16 protein-coding genes are annotated in these 20158 nt (G+C 66.2%); 12 read left to right on the top strand and 4 right to left on the bottom strand.

What is annotated here, in order from left to right; all coding sequences use genetic code 11:
• Nucleotides 1-82: 82 nt before the first annotated feature.
• The 11 genes from ACXAD2_RS28205 (at nt 83) to ACXAD2_RS28255 (ending at nt 13920) form a co-directional block, all read left to right on the top strand.
• On the top strand, nt 83-2182 hold the full coding sequence (locus ACXAD2_RS28205) for a hydantoinase/oxoprolinase family protein (protein WP_475178285.1): 2100 nt from the start codon (nt 83-85) through the stop codon (nt 2180-2182).
• Nucleotides 2179-3783 carry a hydantoinase B/oxoprolinase family protein gene (locus tag ACXAD2_RS28210; RefSeq protein ID WP_475178288.1) on the top strand — a complete coding sequence of 535 codons (1605 nt, stop codon included), beginning with the start codon at nt 2179-2181 and terminating at the stop codon, nt 3781-3783. Before ACXAD2_RS28205 ends, ACXAD2_RS28210 begins: the two co-directional genes overlap by 4 nt.
• Nucleotides 3784-3850: 67 nt before the next feature.
• Nucleotides 3851-5380 carry an ABC transporter substrate-binding protein gene (locus ACXAD2_RS28215; protein ID WP_475178291.1) on the top strand — a complete coding sequence of 510 codons (1530 nt, stop codon included), beginning with the start codon at nt 3851-3853 and terminating at the stop codon, nt 5378-5380.
• A gap of 10 nt (nt 5381-5390) precedes the next feature.
• The gene (locus tag ACXAD2_RS28220) at nt 5391-6347 is read left to right on the top strand and encodes an ABC transporter permease (RefSeq protein ID WP_066104934.1); all 957 of its coding nucleotides are present in this window, start codon (nt 5391-5393) and stop codon (nt 6345-6347) included.
• Nucleotides 6347-8200: a dipeptide/oligopeptide/nickel ABC transporter permease/ATP-binding protein gene (locus ACXAD2_RS28225; protein ID WP_475178296.1), complete on the top strand. Its 1854-nt coding sequence runs from the start codon at nt 6347-6349 to the stop codon at nt 8198-8200. Before ACXAD2_RS28220 ends, ACXAD2_RS28225 begins: the two co-directional genes overlap by 1 nt.
• Nucleotides 8197-9204 carry an ABC transporter ATP-binding protein gene (locus ACXAD2_RS28230; RefSeq protein WP_475178299.1) on the top strand — a complete coding sequence of 336 codons (1008 nt, stop codon included), beginning with the start codon at nt 8197-8199 and terminating at the stop codon, nt 9202-9204. The genes ACXAD2_RS28225 and ACXAD2_RS28230 overlap by 4 nt, the downstream gene beginning before the upstream one ends.
• A 289-nt stretch (nt 9205-9493) precedes the next feature.
• A complete protein-coding gene (locus ACXAD2_RS28235; protein ID WP_475178301.1) occupies nt 9494-10303 on the top strand; it encodes a creatininase family protein in 810 nt (269 codons plus the stop codon).
• 76 nt (nt 10304-10379) lie between these two features.
• A complete protein-coding gene (locus ACXAD2_RS28240; protein ID WP_475178304.1) occupies nt 10380-11381 on the top strand; it encodes a TRAP transporter substrate-binding protein in 1002 nt (333 codons plus the stop codon).
• A complete protein-coding gene (locus tag ACXAD2_RS28245; RefSeq protein ID WP_475178306.1) occupies nt 11378-11941 on the top strand; it encodes a TRAP transporter small permease in 564 nt (187 codons plus the stop codon). The genes ACXAD2_RS28240 and ACXAD2_RS28245 overlap by 4 nt, the downstream gene beginning before the upstream one ends.
• Before the next feature lie 3 nt (nt 11942-11944).
• Nucleotides 11945-13231 (top strand): TRAP transporter large permease, encoded by a 1287-nt coding sequence (locus ACXAD2_RS28250; protein ID WP_475178310.1) that lies wholly within the window; start codon nt 11945-11947, stop codon nt 13229-13231.
• Between the two features lie 11 nt (nt 13232-13242).
• A complete protein-coding gene (locus ACXAD2_RS28255) occupies nt 13243-13920 on the top strand; it encodes an RraA family protein (protein ID WP_475178313.1) in 678 nt (225 codons plus the stop codon).
• A 4-nt stretch (nt 13921-13924) separates the two neighbouring features.
• On the opposite strand, the gene ACXAD2_RS28260 is transcribed toward ACXAD2_RS28255, so the two are convergent.
• Entirely contained in the window at nt 13925-14836 is a 912-nt protein-coding gene (locus ACXAD2_RS28260) for a LysR family transcriptional regulator (RefSeq protein WP_475178316.1), read from the bottom strand.
• A 41-nt stretch (nt 14837-14877) separates the two neighbouring features.
• On the opposite strand from ACXAD2_RS28260, the gene ACXAD2_RS28265 reads away from it, so the two are divergent.
• Nucleotides 14878-15810 carry a 2-hydroxyacid dehydrogenase gene (locus ACXAD2_RS28265; RefSeq protein WP_475178320.1) on the top strand — a complete coding sequence of 311 codons (933 nt, stop codon included), beginning with the start codon at nt 14878-14880 and terminating at the stop codon, nt 15808-15810.
• Between the two features lie 66 nt (nt 15811-15876).
• On the opposite strand, the gene ACXAD2_RS28270 is transcribed toward ACXAD2_RS28265, so the two are convergent.
• From ACXAD2_RS28270 to ACXAD2_RS28280, 3 genes are all read right to left on the bottom strand, one after another.
• Complete coding sequence (locus ACXAD2_RS28270; RefSeq protein ID WP_066104903.1) at nt 15877-16605, bottom strand: SDR family NAD(P)-dependent oxidoreductase; 729 nt, start codon at nt 16603-16605, stop codon at nt 15877-15879.
• 61 nt (nt 16606-16666) lie between these two features.
• Nucleotides 16667-18334 (bottom strand): gamma-glutamyltransferase, encoded by a 1668-nt coding sequence (gene ggt / locus ACXAD2_RS28275; RefSeq protein WP_475178329.1) that lies wholly within the window; start codon nt 18332-18334, stop codon nt 16667-16669.
• A 420-nt stretch (nt 18335-18754) separates the two neighbouring features.
• Nucleotides 18755-20158, bottom strand: coding sequence for an FGGY family carbohydrate kinase (locus ACXAD2_RS28280; RefSeq protein WP_475178333.1), 1404 nt, complete (start codon nt 20156-20158; stop codon nt 18755-18757).

A 20158-nucleotide genomic window follows, 5' to 3' on the forward strand; every position in this document is an offset into this window, starting at 1 on the left:
TTTCGCCCGTTCAGTCTCGACACGCGGCGACGAGCACATCTCTATGTATACGTGAAGTACACACAGGAAAGGCAACCCAGCCATGATGGACGGAGCTGCAGATTTCGAAACCGACGCCTCTTGGCGGGTCGGAGTCGACTCGGGAGGCACGTTCACCGACGTGTGCATGTTCAACGAGGCCAGCGGCGAGATCGCCATCTGGAAGGTATCCTCTACCCCCGATGACCCCTCGCGCGGCATCGCCCAAGGTGTCGAGGAAGGCATGCGGGAACGCGCGGGCGGCGGTGCTGATCCGGCGTCGGCCATCGCGTATCTCGGTCACGGCACGACCGTCGCAACCAACGCGCTGATCACCCATCGCGGTGCACGCGTTGGGCTGCTGACCACCGAAGGCTTTCGTGATCTGCTGGAAATCGGCCGCCAGAAGCGCCCCGACCTTTACGACCTCTTTGCCGAAAAGCCGCAAACGCTGGTCCCGCGCGACCTGCGGTTCGAGCTTCCCGAGCGCATGCTGCACACCGGCGAGGTGCTGAAGCCGCTCGACGAGGTCGCGGTGCGCAAAGCCGCGCAGGCGCTGAAGGCCGCCGGTGTCGAGGCGGTGGCGATCTGCTTTCTCTATGCGTTCGTCAACCCCGAGCACGAGCGCATCGCCCGCCGCATCGTCGAGGAAGAACTCCCCGATGCGTTCATCTGCGCCAGCCATGAGATCGCGCCAGAGTTCCGCGAGTTCGAACGCCTGTCGACCGCCACGGTCAACGCCTATCTCGGGCCGATCATGCACCGCTATATCAGTCGCCTCAGCCCGCGCCTGAAAGACCTCGGCCTGCCGATCCCGCCGCATCTTACGCAATCGAACGGCGGTGTGGTGCGCTTCGAGACCGCCGCACTGACCCCGGTGCGCGCGGTCCTTTCGGGGCCGTCCACCGGCGTTGTCGCCGCACAGGTGATCGGCAGCAGCGCAGGCTATGACGACATCATCACCTTCGACATGGGCGGCACCTCTTCGGATGTGGCGCTGATGGCGGCGGGGCAGACCACCCAGACCAACGAGAGCATCGTGCACGGTTATCCGATCAAGGCGCCGATGCTCGACATTCACACTGTTGGCGCGGGCGGCGGCTCGATCGCCGCGATCGACAGCGGCGGGCTGCTCAAGGTTGGCCCGGAAAGCGCGGGCGCCGATCCCGGCCCGGTCTGCTATGGGCGCGGCGCGACCGAACCCACGGTCACCGATGCCAATATCGTGCTGCAGGTGCTCAACCCCACCCACCTTCTCGACGGGCGCATGGACGTGCGCCGCGATCTCGCCGTCGAGGCGCTTGGCCGGATGGCCGATCAGCTGGGCATGGACACTATGGATGTGGCGCAGGGCATCATCTCGGTGGTCACCGCCAATATGGCCAAGGCGATCCGGGTGATCTCGGTGCAGCGCGGTCACGATCCGCGCGGCTATGCCCTGATGGCCTTCGGCGGTGCCGGTCCGCTGCATGCGGTGCGGCTGGCGCAGGAACTGGGCATGGCGCGCGTCATCATCCCGCGCACGCCGGGCACGCTCTGCGCCATGGGCCTGCTGCTGACCGATCTGCGCGCCGATTTCTCCTCTACCCGCATCCTGCCGCTCGAGGAGAGCAGCCTCGCCCCGATCGCCGAGGCACTGCGCGAGGTCGAGGAGGAAACCGGCGCATGGTTTGAAAAAGAGGCCATCGCAGAGGGCAAGCGTCGCAGCACGCGCCGCATCGACATGCGCTATGAGGGCCAGAACTACGAACTGTCGATCCCGGTGCCGGACGGCCCGCTCGACGCGGCGGCGCTCAAGCTGCTCGAAGAGCGGTTCACTGAGGCGCATACACGGCTCTACGGCTTTGCCGTCGAGGGCGAACGTATCCTCTGTGTCACCTTCCGCGCCGAGGCGCTGGGGCTGGTGCAGAAAGCCGCCCTGCCCGAACGCCCGCTTGGGGCCGCCGATGCCTCGGGCGCGATCACCGGCAGCCGCGACGTCTGGTACCCCGAGACCCGCGCCTTCACCAAGACCACGCTTTACGCCCGCGACCGCCTCGCTCCCGGCATGAGCTTCGAGGGCCCGGCGATCGTCGAGCAGATGGACACCACGACGCTTGTCCCGCCGGGCGTACGCGTCTCGGTGGACAAGATCGAAAACCTCATTCTGGAGGTAACCCGATGACCCAGCAGGCCACCACTCACACACTCGACCCAATCACTGTCGAGGTCATCGGTGCGGCGCTTTCTTCGATTGTGGAAGAGACCGGCGAGGCGCTTGTGCGCGCCTCCTACTCGACCAACATCAAGGAGCGCCGCGACTGTTCCACCGCCCTCTTCGACCGCGAGGGGCGCACGCTCTGTCAGGCCGAGCACATCCCCGTGCACCTTGGCAGCTTTCTGGACTTCATCCCGATGGTGCTGGCCGATCACGACCCGGCCGATATGCAGCCCGGCGATGTGTTCGTCGGCAATGATGCCTATCGCGGCGGCGGCACCCACCTGCCCGACATCGTGCTCGCCGAGCCGATCTTTGTGGGCGGCGAGCTGGTCGCGTGGACGGTCAACCTTGCGCACCATTCGGATTTCGTCGACCGGGCGCATGCGCATATCTATCAGGAAGGCCTGCGGATCCCGCCGATCCGCCTCTACCGCGCCGGAAAGCTGCAGAAGGACGTGCAGGAACTGATCCTGCTCAACTGTCAGGTCCCGCGCGAGCGCCTGTCGGACCTGCGCGCGCAGATGGCCGCCAACCGCGTCGGCGTGCAGCGTTTTCAGGAGCTGTGCGAGCGCCACAGCCTCGACACGGTTCTGGCCTCGGGCGAGGCGCTGCTGGATTACGCCGAGCGCAAGATGCGCGCGGGCATCAAGGCCCTGCCCGACGGAAGCTGGAGGTTCGAGGATGTCTTCGACAACCTCGATCTCGATGCGCCGCTGCCGCTGGCGGTGACCGTCACCGTCGCGGGCGATGAGATCAGCCTGGATTTCGAGGCCCCAGCGCAGCTGCGCGCCGGGATCAACATGACCCGTACGGCGCTGCTCGCCACGGTCTATTACATCGTCAAATCGGTGATCGACCCGACGGTGCTGCCCAATGCCGGGCTTGCCCGTCCGATCACCGTCAACGCGCCGCATGGCTCGGTGCTCAACTGCGCGCATCCCGCCGCCGTGAATGGCCGCGTGCAGACCTGCCAGCGTGTCGCCGACCTGATCATCGGCGCCTTCGCACAGGCAGTGCCCGAGCGCGTCTCGGCCTGCACCAACTCGAGCTGCACCGTGGCGCTCTTTTCGGGCACCCGCCAGTCCGGTCCCGAGGAAGGCAATTACTGGGTCTATCTCGAGACCATCGGCGGTGGTGGCGGCGCGCGGCCTCACGCCGAAGGGCTCGACGGCATCCACGTGCATGCCACCAACACCTCGAACCTGCCGGTGGAGGCGCTGGAGCTGGAATATCCGCTGCTGCTGGAGCGCTATGAGTTGGTCGACGGGTCTGCGGGCGCGGGCAAATTCCGCGGCGGCATGGGCCTGCGCCGGGTCTACCGCGCGACCGAAGACTGCATGGTGCGCGTCGACATCTCGCGTAACCAGTCGCGCTCTTGGGGCCTGCAGGGCGGCGGCGAAGGCGGCCACGGCAGCTATGCCACCAGCCCCGAGACCGAAGCGTTCGACCGCGGCGCGGGCATCCTGCGCGCCGGCGAGTGGCTCGAGGTCGTGACCCCGGGCGGCGGCGGCTACGGCGCCCCCGAAGAAGACGCGGAACCCACCACCCATCTTGCCGCGGAATAACGCGGCAGGCCTCACTTCTCATTCAAGGGCCGACAAGAGCCCATTTCCTCAACATGGAGTCCAAACGATGAAGAACCACATGAACCGCCGGGGCTTTCTGGCCACTACGGGTGCCGCTGGCGCGCTCACATTCCTCGGCCCGAAGGTCCTGCGCGCGCAGGACAACGGCACGCTGCGCTTTGGTCTCTCGACCTACCCGCCCAGCTTTGACGTCTGGGCTTCGAACGGCACTTCGGCCGGCACCATCAAGGTGCTCTGCCACCGCGGCCTGCTGAGCTACGACAAGGAAGGCCTCATCCGCTCCGAACTGGCGGAAAGCTGGGACGTGGCCGAAGACGGCACTTGGACGTTCAAGCTGCGTGACGCCAAGTGGCACGACGGCTCCCCGGTGACCGCAGAAGACGTGGCATGGACCGTGACCGAGGCGCAAAAGCCCGACTCCGCTGCCTATCTGCAGGCCAGCCTCGCGACCATCACCTCGGTCGAGACCCCCGACGAGAAAACCGTCGTGATGAAGACCAGCGAGCCGCAGGCGGTGCTGCCGGAGTGGTTCGCCAACTACAACATGTCGATCATGAAGAAGGGCTCCGAGCGCGACAGCCTGATGGGCGCCGGTCCGTTCAAGCTGGTCTCGACCGACCGCGGCGTTTCGGTCACCGTCGAAGCCAACCCCGACTACTACAAAGAAGGCCTGCCCAAGGTCAGCACCATCGAGGCGATCGTCTACGCGGACGAGAACCTGCGCGTCGCCGCGCTGGAAGCGGGTGACGTGGACATCGTGGAATATGTGCCGTGGCAGGCAATGGAGCAGGTTGCGGAAAACGACGCGCTGAAGCTCGACACCACCTTCGGCCCGTTCATGTATCTGACCTTCAACGCGAGCAAGCCGCCGTTCGACAACCCGCTCGTCCGCCGCGCCATGGGCCACGCGATCAAGCGCGAGGACATCGCCGCAGCCGCCTTCTACGAGCGCGGCGCGCCGCTTGAGCATCTGCCGCTGCCGGACGCGTCGGAATACTACAACGCCGAGTTCGCCAACGAGTGGAACTACGACCCTGAGAAGGCCAAGTCGCTGCTGGCCGAAGCGGGCTATCCCGACGGGTTCAACTGCACCATGCTGTCGACCGCGCAATACGGTATGCACCAGTCGACCGCAGAGGTCTGTCAGGCGTATCTGTCGATGATCGGCGTCAACGTCACGCTCGACCTGCCGGAATGGTCGACCCGCGTGAAGAAGGGCAACGAGGGCACCTATGACATCGCCGTCATGGGCACCGCCGCCGCGAACAACGATCCCGACGGTCTGGCCACGGTGCTCGACGGCTCGCTGAGCCCCAGCTACGCGCGCAGCTACGGCATGGAAACGCCCGAGATCTCCGAAGCCTTCGCCAAGGGTCGCGCCAGCTTCGACACCGAAGAGCGCAAGGCGATCTACAAGGAACTGGAACGCGTCGCCATCGAGACCGCGCCGATCATGGGCCTGTGCTGGCGCGAACAGGGCTACGGCATGGCGGCCAATGTCTCGGGCTTCGGCAACCTGCCCGGCCAGCTGACCTTCCACTCCGGCTTCACGCTGGAAGAAGCGATGATCGGCTGATCGCAAACCCATGTTGAGATACATCGCCTTCCGTAGCCTGGTGGCCCTGTTCCTTGTCTGGATCGTGGTCACCGTCGTCTTCTTGCTCCTGCACCTGATCCCCGGTGATCCGGCGGAACTTCTGCTCAGTCAGGGCAATATTCCGGCCGATCCCAATGCGGTCCTCGCCCTGCGCGAGAAGATGGGGCTCAACGCCCCGCTCTGGCAGCAGTATCTCGACCATATCGCCGGTATCTTCACCGGAGATCTCGGCGCGTCGTTCCGTGATGGCGCGCCGGTGATCGAACAGATCGGGCTTCGCCTGCCCCGGACGCTCGAAGTCATCGTGTCGGCCGCGCTGATCGCCTCGGCGATCGGCGTGCCGCTCGGCACCTTCGCCGCGATCCGGGCCGATGGCCGCGCCGACGCCGTGATCTCATTCTTCGCCTCTGCCGCGCTGTCCACGCCGGTTTTCGTGGTCGGCTCGGTGGTGATCCTGATCTTCGCGCAGGAGCTGAAATGGCTTCCTGCCGGGGGCTTCGTGCCGTTCAGCGAGGATCCGGTCGAACATCTCAAACTGCTGCTGCTGCCCGCCGGGACCGTGGCGCTGTCGCTGCTCGCGGTGATCACCCGCATGAGCCGCGCCTCGGTGCTCGAAGTGCTCGAGCGCGACTATGTGCGGACCGCGCGCGCCAAGGGTGTCAGCCGCGCGCGCATCCTGCGCCGCCACGTGGTGCGCAACGCGCTGATCCCGGTGCTGACCATTCTCGGCCTCGAGCTTGGCACGCTGATCGGAGGCACCGTCTTGGTGGAATTCGTCTTCAACTGGCCCGGACTGTCGGGCTACCTCGTGACCGCCGTCGATGCGCGCGACTATCCCGAAGTGGTGGGGATCGTGATGACGATCTCGGTGCTCTTCGTCCTTCTCAATCTCGTGGTCGATGTGGTGAACGCCATGCTTGACCCCCGTATTTCGCTGGTGCGCTGATGAGCCGGACAACACGCAAACTGCTTCTGCCCGGCACCATCATCGCGCTGATCGTCGCGACCGTGCTGCTGGCCCCCGTGCTGCCGCTGCAAGACGTGCGCGGCATGGACATCCCGCATCGTTTCGCCCCGCCCTCCGCCGAGCACTGGCTTGGGCAGGACGACTTTGGCCGCGACGTGCTGGCGCGCCTGATCTGGGGCGGCCGGGCCTCGCTCTTCATCGCCGTCGGCTCGGCGCTGATCGCCGCCGCCATCGGCACGACGCTGGGTCTGCTCGGCGGCTATTTCCGCGGCGTGGTCGAACTGCTGACCGTGCGCGCCTCCGAGATCATCCTTTGCCTGCCGCCGCTGCTTCTTGCGCTGCTGGTCGTGGCGATCCTCGGCGCGGGCACCTGGCCGCTGATCATCGCGCTGACCATTCTCTACACGCCGAACTATGCCCGCGTGGTCTATGCCGCCACGCAGCAGGTGCGCGGGCTCGATTTCGTCACCGCGCAGCGCGCCATGGGCACCCATCCGCTGCGCATCCTCGTGCGGACCATCCTGCCGAATGTGCTGCCGCCGCTTCTGGTGCAGATGTCGCTGGTGGTGGCCTCGGCCATGGTGATCGAAAGCGGTCTGAGCTTCCTTGGCCTCGGCGTCGTGCCCCCTACCCCGTCGTGGGGCCTGATGATCCGCTCGGCGCGCGGCGCTATGGAGGTTGCCCCGCTGCTGCTGGTCTGGCCGTCGCTGGCGCTGGCTGGCACGATCCTCACCTTCAACCTGCTTTGCGACCGGCTGCAGTCGGTGCTCGATCCGCGCAGCTTCACCGCTGGTGGCGCGCTGTGGCTGCGCCCGCGCCAGAAGCACAAGGCGAAAAAGCCGGTCAAAGCGCTCGAAACCGACGCCCCGCTGCTGGAGATCCGCGACCTGTCGATTGCCGCGCACAACCTTGAACTGGTGCGCCGTGTCGGTCTCACCGTGCGCGCCGGCGAGACCGTGGCGCTGGTCGGCGAGAGCGGCTCGGGCAAGACCCTCACCGGGCTTGCGATGACCGGGCTGCTGGCCGACACGCTGCGCATCACCGGCGGCTCTGCCGTCTACCGCTCGCGCAGCGGCGCGCCGATCGACCTGACCGGCCTTGACGAAGATGGCTTCCGCGCCCTGCGCGGCGAGGACATCTCGATGGTCTTTCAGGACGCTGCGGCGGCACTCAACCCGGTGCTGCGCATCGGCGAGCAGGTCGGCGAGGCGATCCGCGCGCATCACGACATCGACGACGCGGCCCTCAAGACCCGCGTCATCGAGTTGCTGCGCCATGTGGGCATTCCCGACCCGGAGACCCGCGTCTCGGCCTATCCGCACGAGCTGTCCGGCGGGCAGCGACAGCGTGCGATGATCGCCGTGGCCGTGGCCAACAACCCGCGGCTGCTGATCGCCGACGAGCCCACCACCGCGCTCGATCCGACGATTCAGGCGCAAATCCTGCAGCTCTTCGCGCGGCTCAAGGAAGAGACGCCCGAGATGGGGATGATCTTCGTGACGCATGATCTGGCCGTGGTCGCAGAGATCGCCGACCGGGTGACCGTGATGTACGCCGGTGAAGTGGTCGAGGAAGGCCCGGTCGCCGAAGTCTTCGCAGCGCCCAAGCACCCCTACACGCAGGCGCTGATCGCCTCCGTTCCCGAGGGCGGCTCCGAGCGGCTGGTGGCCATTCCCGGCGCCGTGCCTTCGCCCCGCGCCATGCCCACCGGCTGCCGCTTTGCACCGCGCTGCTCTTATGCGCTGCCCAGCTGCATCGACCATGCACCGCAGGCCGCAGAGCCCACTTCAGACCGGCTGACACGCTGCTTCCGCTGGGAGGATGTCTCTTGATCCACGACGTACCCACTGCACCGCTGGTCGAGGCAAAAGACCTTGGCCGCAACTTCCCGTCGCGCAAGGGCCTGCTCGGCAAGAAAAAGGACGTCTGGGCGGTCAATGGCGTCAGCCTGACCGTCTCGCCCGGTGAAACCGTCGGCGTGGTCGGCAAGTCCGGCTGCGGCAAGTCCACGCTGGGCCGGATGATGCTGGGGCTCGACGCTCCGACCACAGGGGCCGTGACCTTCGATGGCCGCGACCTCTCGGGGATCACCGGAGCCGACCGCCGCCGCCTGTCGCGCCGCATGCAAATGGTGTTTCAGGACCCTTTCGGATCGCTCGACCCGCGCCGCTCCGTCGGCGCGCAGATCGCCGACGGGTTGCGCACCCATAACATCGTGCCGTCGAGTGAAGTCGACGCGGAGGTCGCGCGTCTGCTCGAACAGGTCGGCCTGCCCGCCTCGGCGGCGCAGCGCCGTCCGCATCAGTTCTCGGGCGGTCAGCGGCAGCGTGTCGCCGTCGCCCGCGCGCTCTCGACCCGGCCCGATTTCATCGTGGCGGACGAGCCGGTCTCGGCGCTCGACGTGTCGATCCAAGCGCAGGTGGTGAACCTGCTGATGGACCTGCGCCGCGATCTCGACCTCGCGATGCTGTTCATTAGCCACGACCTGCATGTGGTGCGCCACCTCTGCAACCGCATCGTGGTGATGTACCTCGGCCGCATCGTCGAGGAAGGCCCCGCCGAAAAGGTCTTTGGCACACCGGCTCACCCCTACACCCGCGCCCTGCTCGCGGCGACGCCGTCGCTGGAGGCGCGCGGAGACGATGCGCGCGACAAGGTGCTGGAGGGCGAACTGCCAAGTCCGGCGAACCCGCCTTCGGGCTGCCCGTTCCGCACCCGCTGCCCGATGGCCGAAGAGGCCTGCGCCGTAGCCGTGCCCGCGCTGGAGCCGGTCGGCACCGGTTGGCGCGCCGCCTGTATCAAAGCGGGGCCGCAGCCCCAGACCACCGCGGGCTAAGCCCGCCTCGGGCAGCGGGGCATACTCGACCCCCGCCTCGCTGCCAGCACTCAGAACGACTGCGTTTTCCAAAGCCGAAGCGATCCCGCCCGGCCCCGGAAAGCGCCCCACCCACCCCCGCGGCGCGCCCTGCGCGACCGTTGCGGCGGAGCTGTGTTTATGGCGACAAGCCACGGTAAAAATTGAAAAATTTTCTCTATGGCAAGGCAACCCGAATGAATTGGACGGCTGCGGCCCGGCACGGCTTCATTGACCTCAAAGACGACCAAAGCAACAGGAACCTCCCCAAATGATCGAGAAGATCCGCATCGCCGAGCTGACCTCGGAAGAGGCCCGTCAGGAACTGACCTCCGAGGCCGTGGTGCTGCTGCCCATGGGCTCGCTGGAAGACCAGGGCATCCACGCACCGATGGGCGACTATCTCGCCGCTGACCTGATGGCGATGGAGATCGCCAAGGCCGCGCGCGCCGATGGTGTGCCCACCTTTGTGGCCCCGGTGATCCCCTTCGGCGGCAAGGACTACTTCGAGTCGAGCCACGGCGGCATCTCGATCAGCCACGCGACGCTCTGCGGCATCCTCGACGACATGTTCGGCTGTCTGAACCGGCACGGCATCCGCAAGCTGATGATCGTCAACGGCCACGGCGGCAACGTCCCCGCGATCACCGAGGTCGCGCTGCGCTGGCGCCAGAAGGCCGGTCTCTTCGTGCCGTCGATGTATCTGTGGCAGGTCGCCTATGGCCAGTTGCCCGCGCTGATCGGCGCCGAGAAGGCCAAGGCCTCGTCGGGCCATGGCGGCGATCCGCTGACCTCGGTCGGCCTGCACTTCTACCCCGACCTGATCCGCAAGGACCTCGTGCGCGAAGCCCCCACCGGCAGCACCATCAAGGGCATGGCCATCGGCGGCTTCTCGTCGGTCGAGTATGACGGCGCGAAAATTCAGGCCCCGATCGAGGCGCTCGAAGCGACCGAGACCGGCGCCTACGCCTGCAACCCGACGCTCTGCTCGGCAGAGACCGGTGACGTGCTGGTGGCGCGGCTGGCCGAGATCGGCGCGGGCCTCGTGCGCGACCATGTCGCCAAGGGTCTGCACGACTGATCAGCCCCCGGATCCACGCATTCACAACAATGAGCCGGGACAACCCGGCCATTTCCCCCAACACGGAGAACGACACATGAAGAAAAGAACCTTTCTTGGCCTCGCGACCAGCCTCGCGCTGGTGCTCGGCTCTGCGGCACAGGCCGAAACCACTTGGAAAATGGCCACCAAGATGCCGGTCGACAGCCCCGAGGGGCAGGTTTTCGAGAAATTCGCCGAGCTGACCGAGGAATACACCGGCGGCGAGTTGAAGATTACCGTCTACCCCAACGAGCAGCTCGGCAAAGAGAACGCCGTTCTCGAGCAGCTGCAGGCCAACATCGTGCAGGTCTACGCCGAGGGCTTTGGCTACATGAAGAAGTGGGAGCCCGCGCTTGGCTGGCTCGCTGGCCCTTACGCCTTTGACGACTTTGCCCACTGGCAGCGGTTCATGAACTCCGACACCGTGAAGGGCTGGTTCGACAATGCCGCCGAAAAATCCGGCGTGCGTCCGCTGGGCGATCCGACCCTTGTGCTGCGCGGCCCGTTCCGCGTCACCGTCTCGAACGTTCCGGTGAAGACGGCGGCCGATTACGAAGGCCTCAAGATGCGCATGCACGAGAACAAGGTGGCGATCGACACTTGGGACCGTCTGGGCGCCGAGGTCATCACCCTGCCCTGGACCGAAGTCTATCAGAGTATCTCGAAAGGCATCGTGCAAGCGGTGAACTCGCCGGTCGCGCTGGTTGAATCCATGCGTTTCAACGAGGTCGCGCCGTATATCGCCCGCATGGACGAATACTGGCAGTCGGTTGGCTTCATGGTCAACGAAAGCGCCCTCAACGCGCTCGACGAAGACACCCGTGCGGGTCTTCTCAAGGCCTATGAAGAAGCCGGTGAGATGTCGCAGGACCTGATGTTCAGCGTCGCCGACGAGAGCATCGAGCGTATGGTCGCCGATGGCGCCGAATACACCGTGCTCGACACCGCACCGCTGGTCGAGAAGATGAAGGCCTTCTACGAAGAGATGGCCGAGAAGGGCGAGCTGCCCGAGGGCTTCATGGAAGCCGTCGAAGCGGCCCGGGCGCCCGCGCAGTGACGCCGTTCGACCTTTCGCCGGAGGGCCCGCTGCAGCGGGCCCTCAACCGCCTCGACCGTTTCAACTGGTCCATGGGCGGCGTGTTCCTCTGGATTTCCAACATCTGCCTTCTGGTGATGCTGGGGCTGACCACCGCGACGATCATCCTGCGGCCCATGAGCATGGCGCCCTACTGGATGTGGCCGTGGACGATGGTGTTTTTCATCTGGCTCAGCTTCTTCGGCTTCTTCGCCCTCTACGCCCGTCTCAAGGACGTGCGCATCGATTTTCTGGCCGAGCGGCTTGGCCCGGCGGGTGTCGTCTTTACCCGCATCCTGTCGGACGCGGCGACGCTGCTGGTCACCGGCGTGCTGCTTCAGCAGCTGCCTATGGTCATCGCCACTTCGAACGGCGTCTATGACGGCGCGATCCTCCCCGGCGGCGCCGAGCTGCCGCGCTTCGCCCTCTCTGCGCCCCTCTTCATCTCGACCTTCCTCGTTGCCCTGACCGCCGTTCTCGATCTTGCGAAACTGGTTGCCGGGCTGCCGGAGAACGTCACAGACCACCATCCGGAAGTGTAAACCATGGCCTGGATTCTCTTCGGCACATTCATCGCGCTCATCCTGCTGCGCGTTCCGATCTCGATTGCCATCGGCACCGCAACGGTGCTGACCTTCCTGACCTCGGATTTCTCCACCGCGCTGCAGATCATTCCCCAGCAGATGCTGGAAGGGGTGAACAAAGCCTCGCTGACCGCTGTGCCCTTCTTCATCATGGCGGGCAATCTGATGAACGCCACCGGCGTCACCGAGCGCATCTTCGCCTTCGCCAATGCGTTGGTGGGCCACCTCAAGGCGGGCCTCGCGCAGGTCAACATCCTCTCCTCGATGATCTTCGCGGGCATCTCGGGCGCCGCCGTGGCGGACTGCGCCGGTCTGGGCGCGATCGAGATCAAGGCGATGCGCGAGAGCGGCTACAAGCCCGATTTCGCCGCCGCGATCACCGTCGCCTCCTCGGTCATCGGGCCGCTCATCCCGCCGTCGATCGGCCTCGTGCTCTATGCCTTCCTCGCGCAGCAATCGATCGAGCGGATGTTCCTTGCGGGCCTCGTGCCGGGCATTCTCGTCGGTCTGGCGCTGATGATCTACGTGCGTATCCGCGCGCAGTTTCAGGACTTCCCGACCCAGCCCCGCGCCACCCCGCGCGAAGTCGTAGGCACCGCAAAGCATGGCTTTTTGGCACTGGTCGCCCCGGCGATCATCTTGGGCAGCATCATGTTCGGCTTCGTCACCGCCACCGAGGCGGGCGTGCTGGCCTGCATCTACTGCGTGCTGATCGGCATCTGGTACCGCGAGCTGACCTTCCGCGCCTTCTTCAACGCGCTGTCGGACACCGCAATGATGACCGCGGTCATCATGATCATCATCGCCTTCTCGATCGCCATGGGCTGGCTGCTGGCCATCGACCAGACGCCGCAGAAACTGGCCGAGTTCACCTTCGGCCTGACCGAGAACAAGAACGTCTTCCTTGCTCTGCTGCTGGTGTTCATCATCCTTGTTGGCTGCGTCGTCGAGGGCGTGCCCGCCAAGCTGATCCTTGTGCCCACCCTGCTGCCGCTGATCGACGCCTATGGCATCGACCGCGTGCACTTCGGGATCATCATGCAACTTGGCCTGCTGATCGGCATCGCCACGCCGCCCATGGGCATCGGCCTCTACATCGTCGCCGAAGTCGGACGCGTGCGCTTCGAGAAAGTGACCATGGCCGTGCTGCCGATGCTGCTGCCGCTCTTTGCGGTGCTCATCCTCCTGACCTTCGTGCCGCAGACCGTAACGCTGCTGCCCGACCTCATCCTCGGACCACAAAACTAAAAGAGGGACCCATGTCCAATCTCGTCTACAAGCTGAACCCGATGCCCGAGCCCATCCCGCAGGACAAGCTCGACCGGCTGGCAAAGCTCGAAACCGCCACCATCGGCCACTTCTACCACTACGGCTTTGCCGCCCCCACGATCCAGCCGGTGCTGCCGGGCAAGGTCGTCGCCGCCACCGTCGCGACGCTGGCCATTCCGGGCCTCGACAGCACACTGCTGCACCATTGCCTTAGCCAGTGCGGGCCGGGCTACTTCCTTGCCGTCGACCGTCTCGGCGACACGAAATACGCCTGCTGGGGCGGCGGCGTCACCCGTATGGCGGCGATGATCGGCCTTGAAGGCGGCTGCGTCGACGGCCCGCACACAGACACCGCCGAGATCAAGGACCAGGATTTCGCCATGTGGTCGCGCGGCCCCTCGCCCGTCACCACGCGGCTTTACAACACCGGCGGCGGCTTCAACGTGCCGGTCTCGATCGGCGGCGCCACCGTTCTTCCGGGCTACGCGGTGCTGGCAGATGAAAGCGGCGTGCTGTTCATTGCCCCCGAGGACCTCGACGAGGTGCTGGCCGAGGGCGAGCTGAAAACCGAGCGCGGCCGCGTCAATGAGGCCAAGGTCACCGCTGGCACGCACCTCGGTGAGATGTCCGGTGCGACCAAGATGGTCAAGGCCAAGACAGAGGGCTAAGCCCTCAGATCTCGACGAAGGAGCTGTAGTCAGGATGTTCTGCGCACCACTCTCTGGCAGCCTCACGGGCCAGCTCGAGCACTTCGACCACCTGCTTGCGGCGGGCCCGGTTGAGGTGGGTGCAGGACACGTGCAGCGGCGCGAGCGGTTCGGTCGCCGGAATATGGACGACCGTGCCGTGCGCCAAATCCTCGCGCAGCGCGGTGAGCGCCAGCGCCGAAGCGCCGTAGCCGCCGCGCACCATCTCGCAGATCGTCGAGAGCGAATTGCCGTAGTGGCGCGGCGCGGGACGCTCGCGCATGTCGTCGACATAGTCGGCGACCGGCGTGAAGAGCGGCGAGGTCTTGGGATAGAGCACCAGCGGCAGCTTGCGCAGCTCGTCCGGGCTCATCGGCATCGCCCTGCCCTCGATCACATCGGGTCGCGCCACCCAGCCCACGTCGTAGCGCACGGCGAAATCCGTGCCGCGTGCCCTGTCGCCCGTCGCGGTGAAGGCCGCGTCCAGCGTGCCGGCCTCGACAAAGCGGCGCAGCTGCAGGTCCGATCCGGCGTAAATGTCGAGGATCAGCTCGGGATGCGCCGCCTCGACCGCGGCGCGCAGCAGCGGCCCCCAAGTCAGCGCGGCCATGCCCGCAAGCCCGATGCTCAACCCGCGCTTTTGCTTGTCCTGCAGCCGTCCCATCATCGCCTCGCGCAAATTCAGGAAGTCGACAGCGAACTCGGCCACCTCCAGCCCCTGATCGGTCAACACGAAGCCCGGCGCTTCGCGGTCGATGAGGGTCTTGCCGAGGTCCTTCTCGAGCGACTGAATCCGCGCGGACACCGCAGGCTGCGTCAGACCCAGATGCTCTGCCGTCTGCCTGTAATTGTGAAACTCGCTAAGCCAGTAGAAGGCTTCGAGCTGTTTGAAGTTCATTCCCTTGTCTCCGATACCAAGGCCACACCCAAGGAGTTCCCATGACTGTCGCCGTCTATCTTCCCCTCGCCGATAAGACCCAATGGTGGGTGGATATGCTGCAAGACCTGCTGCCCGGATGGACGGTCCAGCCGCTGGATGAGGTGACCGACCCCGAGGCGGTCACTTATGCCGTCGTCTGGCGTCCGCGCACCGGCGATCTGGCCAAGCTGCCCAACCTCAAGGCCATCGTCTCGATCGGCGCCGGCATCGACCACGTGCTGGCCGACGAAGCGCTGCCGCAGGGCGTGCCGATCATCCGCACGGTGGGCACCGACCTCACCCAGCGCATGCGCGAATATGTGGCGCTGCAGGTGCTGCGCCATCACCGCGACATGCCGCGTCAGCTGCAGGCGCAGGCCGAAAAGGACTGGCACGCGATCGTCGTTCCCGTCGCCCCGAACCGCATCGTTGGCGTCATGGGTCTTGGCAACCTCGGCACCGCTGCGGCGCAGACGCTGGCCGGGCTCGGCTTCACCACGCGCGGCTGGTCCAAGTCGCCCAAGAGCATCGAGGGCGTCGAGACCTTCACCGGCCCCGAGCAATTCGACGAGTTCCTGTCGGGCTGCGAAATCCTCGTGAACCTGCTGCCGCTCACCGACCAGACCCGCGGGCTGATGAATGCCGAGCTTTTCGGCAAACTGGCCAAAGGTGCCTGCGTGATCAACTGCGCGCGCGGCCCGCACCTTGTGGACGAAGACCTGCTGGCGGCGCTCGACAGCGGCCAGATCAAGCAGGCGACGCTCGACGTCTTCCACCAAGAGCCGCTGCCGACCGACAACCCGTTCTGGGATCATCCGGCGATCACCGTGACGCCGCATGTGGCCTCGCAGATCGACGCGGCCACCGGCGGGCGTATCATTGCCGCCAACCTCAAGACCTATGAGGAAACCGGCACCTGCGCTGATCTGGCGGATGCGGGGCGCGGCTACTGAGCCGCCCCCTACCCTGGGAGCAAAACCGCGGGGGCGGGCGTGTCGCATCACGCCCGCCCCTTTGCTTCAGGCATGCTGGCCACCGTTGACGTCGATCGAGGCACCGTTGACGTAAGAGGCCTGTTCGGAGCACAGGAACAGCACCACGCGCGCAACCTCGTCCGGCTTGCCGAGGCGGCGCAGCGGAATGATCTCGGCCATTTCCTCGGTCCCCGGCGAGAGGATCTCGGTCTCGATCTCGCCCGGCGTCACCATGTTCACCCGCACCCCGCGCGGGCCAAGCTCTGCCGCCGCCTCGCGCGTCAACGCGGCCAGCGCCGCCTTGGAGCAGGCATAGGCCGCCCCGGCGAACGGGTGCACCCGCGAGCCGACGATCGAGCCGACGTTGACCACCGCGCCCTTGCCCTGTTCAAGCTCGGGCAGCAGATCGCGCATCAGCGCCGCCGGTCCCATCAGGTTGACCGCCAAAACCTGCCGCCAGACCTCGTCGGAGCTTTCGGCAATGCCGAGCCGCGAGCCGCCCTCCCCTTTCGGAGAAATCCCGGCGTTGTTGACGATGGCGTTGAGCGGGCCACCGCCAAGGCTTTCGCGCACCCGCGCCACCAGATCGGCGCGGTTCTCGGGGTTCGACAGATCGCCCTGAAAGTGATCGGTGGATCCGGCGTGCCACGGGCAGCGGTCGTCAAAGCCCGTGCGCGAGACGGTCAGCACCCGCCAGCCCGCCGCCTGGAACACCTTCACCGTGGCATGGCCAATCCCCCGGCTCGCCCCGGTCAGCAATAGCGTCTTTTGCATGTCTCGTGCCTCTCAGTCTGCTGCGCTGCGCCATGTGCTGGCGCCGCGCCTCTGCACTTTGTCAGATATGGAAGGCAATGCCTTCGCCCGCCAGCCCGCCGCCAAGCGCCGAGACCGTGCCATCGGCACGCCAGCAGGCGGCCCCGGTCATCTCGCCGTCGGCGCCAAAGGCGATGGCATTCATCCCGCCGCCGATATGCGGCACCACGCGCACCTCATGGCCCATCGCGGTCAGCGCCTCGGCATGATGCGCGTAAGCCGGTTCAAGCTCCACATGCGCGCCCTCTGTCCAGACCCGAGGCGCCTCGACCGCCTGCTGCGGGGTCATGCCGAAATCGATCATATTGATGATCGCCTGCATCGCCGAGGGGAAGATGCGCACGGCGCCCGGCAGCCCCAGCGCAAAGCTCGGCTTGCCATCCTTCAGCACGATCATCGGCGCCATGGAGGTGGGCACGCGCTTGCCCGGCGCGATCGACAGCGCCTTACCGGGATGCGGGTCGAAATTATACATGTAGTTGTTGGGGATCATGCCGGTCCCCGGCACCATGAAACGCGCACCAAAGAGACCGTTGATCGTATGCGTCGCCGAGACGATCCGCCCGTCGCGATCTGCCACGGTGATATGCGTGGTGTTGCGGCTCTCATAGCCCGGCGGCACATGGCCCGCGCCGCCCGCGGGGCGCATACGGTCGCGGCATGCCTCGCCATAGGCCTTGGAGATCAGCTTCTCGACCGGGATATCGACGAAATCGGGATCGCCCGAGGCGGCGCGGCGGTCCTCGAAACCGATACGGATGGCTTCGGCCAGAAGGTGCAGGCGCTCGGGGTTGTCAAAGCCCATGGCCGCCAGATCGAAGCCCTCGAGGATGTTGAGCATCTGCGCCACATGCACGCCCGACGAGGCGGGCGGCGGCGGGCCAACGATGTCATGGCCGCGATAGCTGCCGAAGATCGCCTCGCGTTCTTTCGCGGTGTAGCCCTCGAGATCCGCCATCGAGACGAGCCCTGCATCCGGCCCGCCGGTGGCAAGCCGGTCAACCAGCGCGCGGCCCAGAGCGCCGCCGTGCAGCGCCTCGGCGCCTTCCTTGGCCACGAGCTTCAGGCTCTCGGCATAGTCGCCCTGCACCAGCCGATGGCCGGGCTTTGCCGGGGTGCCGCCGGGCAGGAAGATGCGCGAGATCTCGGGGTCCTTTGACATGTCTTCGGCGTGGCGTTCGATGTTCGAGGCCAGATAGTTGGTCACCGCAAAACCGCGCTGCGCGTAGCGGATCGCCGGGGCGATCACATCCTCGAAGGGCAGCGCGCCATGGGCCTTTTGCATCGCGCACCAGCCCTGCAGGTTGCCGGGCACCGCGACCGCCGAGGGGCCCACGAGATTGCGGCGGCCCGCCGTCTCCATATAGTCCGGCAGCCGGTCCGACACCGGCTGGAACATATCCGGCGTTGCCGCCGCGGGGGCCTGCGACAGGCAGTCATAGACCGTGTGCTCTCCGTTCGGCAGGCGCAGATGCGCCACGCCGCCGCCAGCGATGCCCACCATCATCGGCTCGACCACCGTCAGCGCCAGCAGCGAAGCCACCGCCGCATCCACCGCGTTGCCGCCCGAGGCGAGCATCTCGTGCCCCGCCACCGAGCCAAGCGGATGGTTGGTCACCACGATGCCCTGCGAGCTTTGCGCCGGGGTCTTGCGGCAGACAAAGGGGAGCGGCGGGTTTTCGGAGGTCATGAGCTTTGCTTTCCTGTTCGGTCTTTCAGAGCCACACCCAAGTCGGAAATCGGGGCGGGTTGTGGTTTCGGTCAGCGTATGACCGAGGTGATCCTAGGTCACGGGAAAACTCCCGTCCCGGCGCGCTCCGCCGTGCTTGCAGAGCAAGAAATGCAGGGTGTGCGGCACGCTGGGCAAGCCTGCCGAAGGCAGGCATTTGCACTATGTGCATTGCCCGGGGGAAGTTAAGTGACTGGCAAGAGAAATGCCGCCTAGGCGACAGTTTGGCCTGTTTTTTACACAGATCTGCCTTCTGCAGTGCGGTTTCGGAATCGGTATTGGAGAGCCCCACGTAAGAACTGACCGAATGGTCTATTTTTCGCCCGATATGGCGGTTCGCACCACGTCGCCAAAACGCAGAAACCCGAGCCCGCAGCACCCCTATTGCCGCCATCCGCGGGCCCGCGTCACCGCGTCGGAAAACCGGGACATGCGTGCCGCCCTGTCACAGGCACGGGGGATGATTTCTGCCCTTGGCAGCGGGGCGGGCAACTCCACGCCCAGTCCCAGCGCCGCCAATTGCGCCGCGCCATAGGCCGTGAGTTCTTCGGTCCCCGGCAGCACGATCTGCGCGCCGGTCACATCCGCGAGGAACTGGCACAGGTATCCCGAGCGGCTCAGCCCGCCGTCCACGGAGATGCGCTCGATGGCACCCTGCGTTTGCCCCATCCGTTCCACCACCTCAGCCGCGCGCAGCGCCACGCCTTCGATCAGCGCCTGCGCCAGATCATCGCGCGTCGTGGCCCCGGTCATGCCGATAAAGAGCCCCGCAGCAGACCCGTCCCAATGCGGCGCGGCCAGACCCGACAGCGCGGGAACGAAGATCAGATCGCGATCAATGGCGGGCGCCGCATCAAACGCCGCGAGCGCCTCCGGGCCGTCCAAAAGGCCAACGCGCAGCGCCCATTCCACCGCCGCGCCAGCCGCATGCACGCCGCCGTCGCTGGCAAAACATGTCTGCTCTCCGAGACGCCACGCCACCGTCGGCAGCAGCCCGCTGCCCTCCAAATCAGGACGTGTCTCGCCTGCCAGCGCCAATGCGAAGGCGCCGGTTCCAAAGGTGATCTTTGCATCCCCCGGCGCGCGGCACCCATGCCCGTAAAGCGCCGCCTGCTGATCGACGATAGCTGCGGTCACCGGGGTTTCGCCGATGCGCCCGAAGTCGCTTATCGTGGCGCGGATCTCGGGCAGGCACTCCAGCGGGACACCGAAGAGCGCGCAGAGGTCCGGATCCCAACTGCCCGTCTCCAGCGACATGAGCGAAGTGCGCGAGGCGGTGGTCACATCGGTCAGCGCCGCGCCGGTCAGGTTCTGCAGAAAAAAGGCGTCCGTGGTGCCAAGCCGAAGCCGCCCGGCGCGATGCGCCTCGGCCACCTGCGGCTGCGATTCCAGAAGCCACGCCAGTTTCGAGGCAGAAAAATAGGGATCGAGCGGCAGCCCTGCCCGCGCGCGCACCATCGCCTCGGCCTCTGCCATCTTAGCGAGGCGCGCCTCGGTGCGCCGGTCCTGCCAGACGATGATGCGCGACAGCGGCGCGCCGGTCTGGGCATCCCACGCAAGGCAGCTTTCGCCTTGGTTCGACAGGGCAATGGCATCCACCGGACCCGCCGCGTCGATCACCGTGCGCAGGTTGGCCAGAAGCTCGGCAGGATCATGTTCGACCCGGTCGGCGGCGGGGAAATGTTGCGTGTGACGCAGCGCCTTAATGATCCGGCAGCCGCCGCGCGCATCGACCAGCAGGCCGCGCGTCGAGGTCGTCCCCTGATCGAGCGCCAGAATTCTCAT

The organism is Salipiger sp. ABN3_019, from assembly GCF_056158605.1.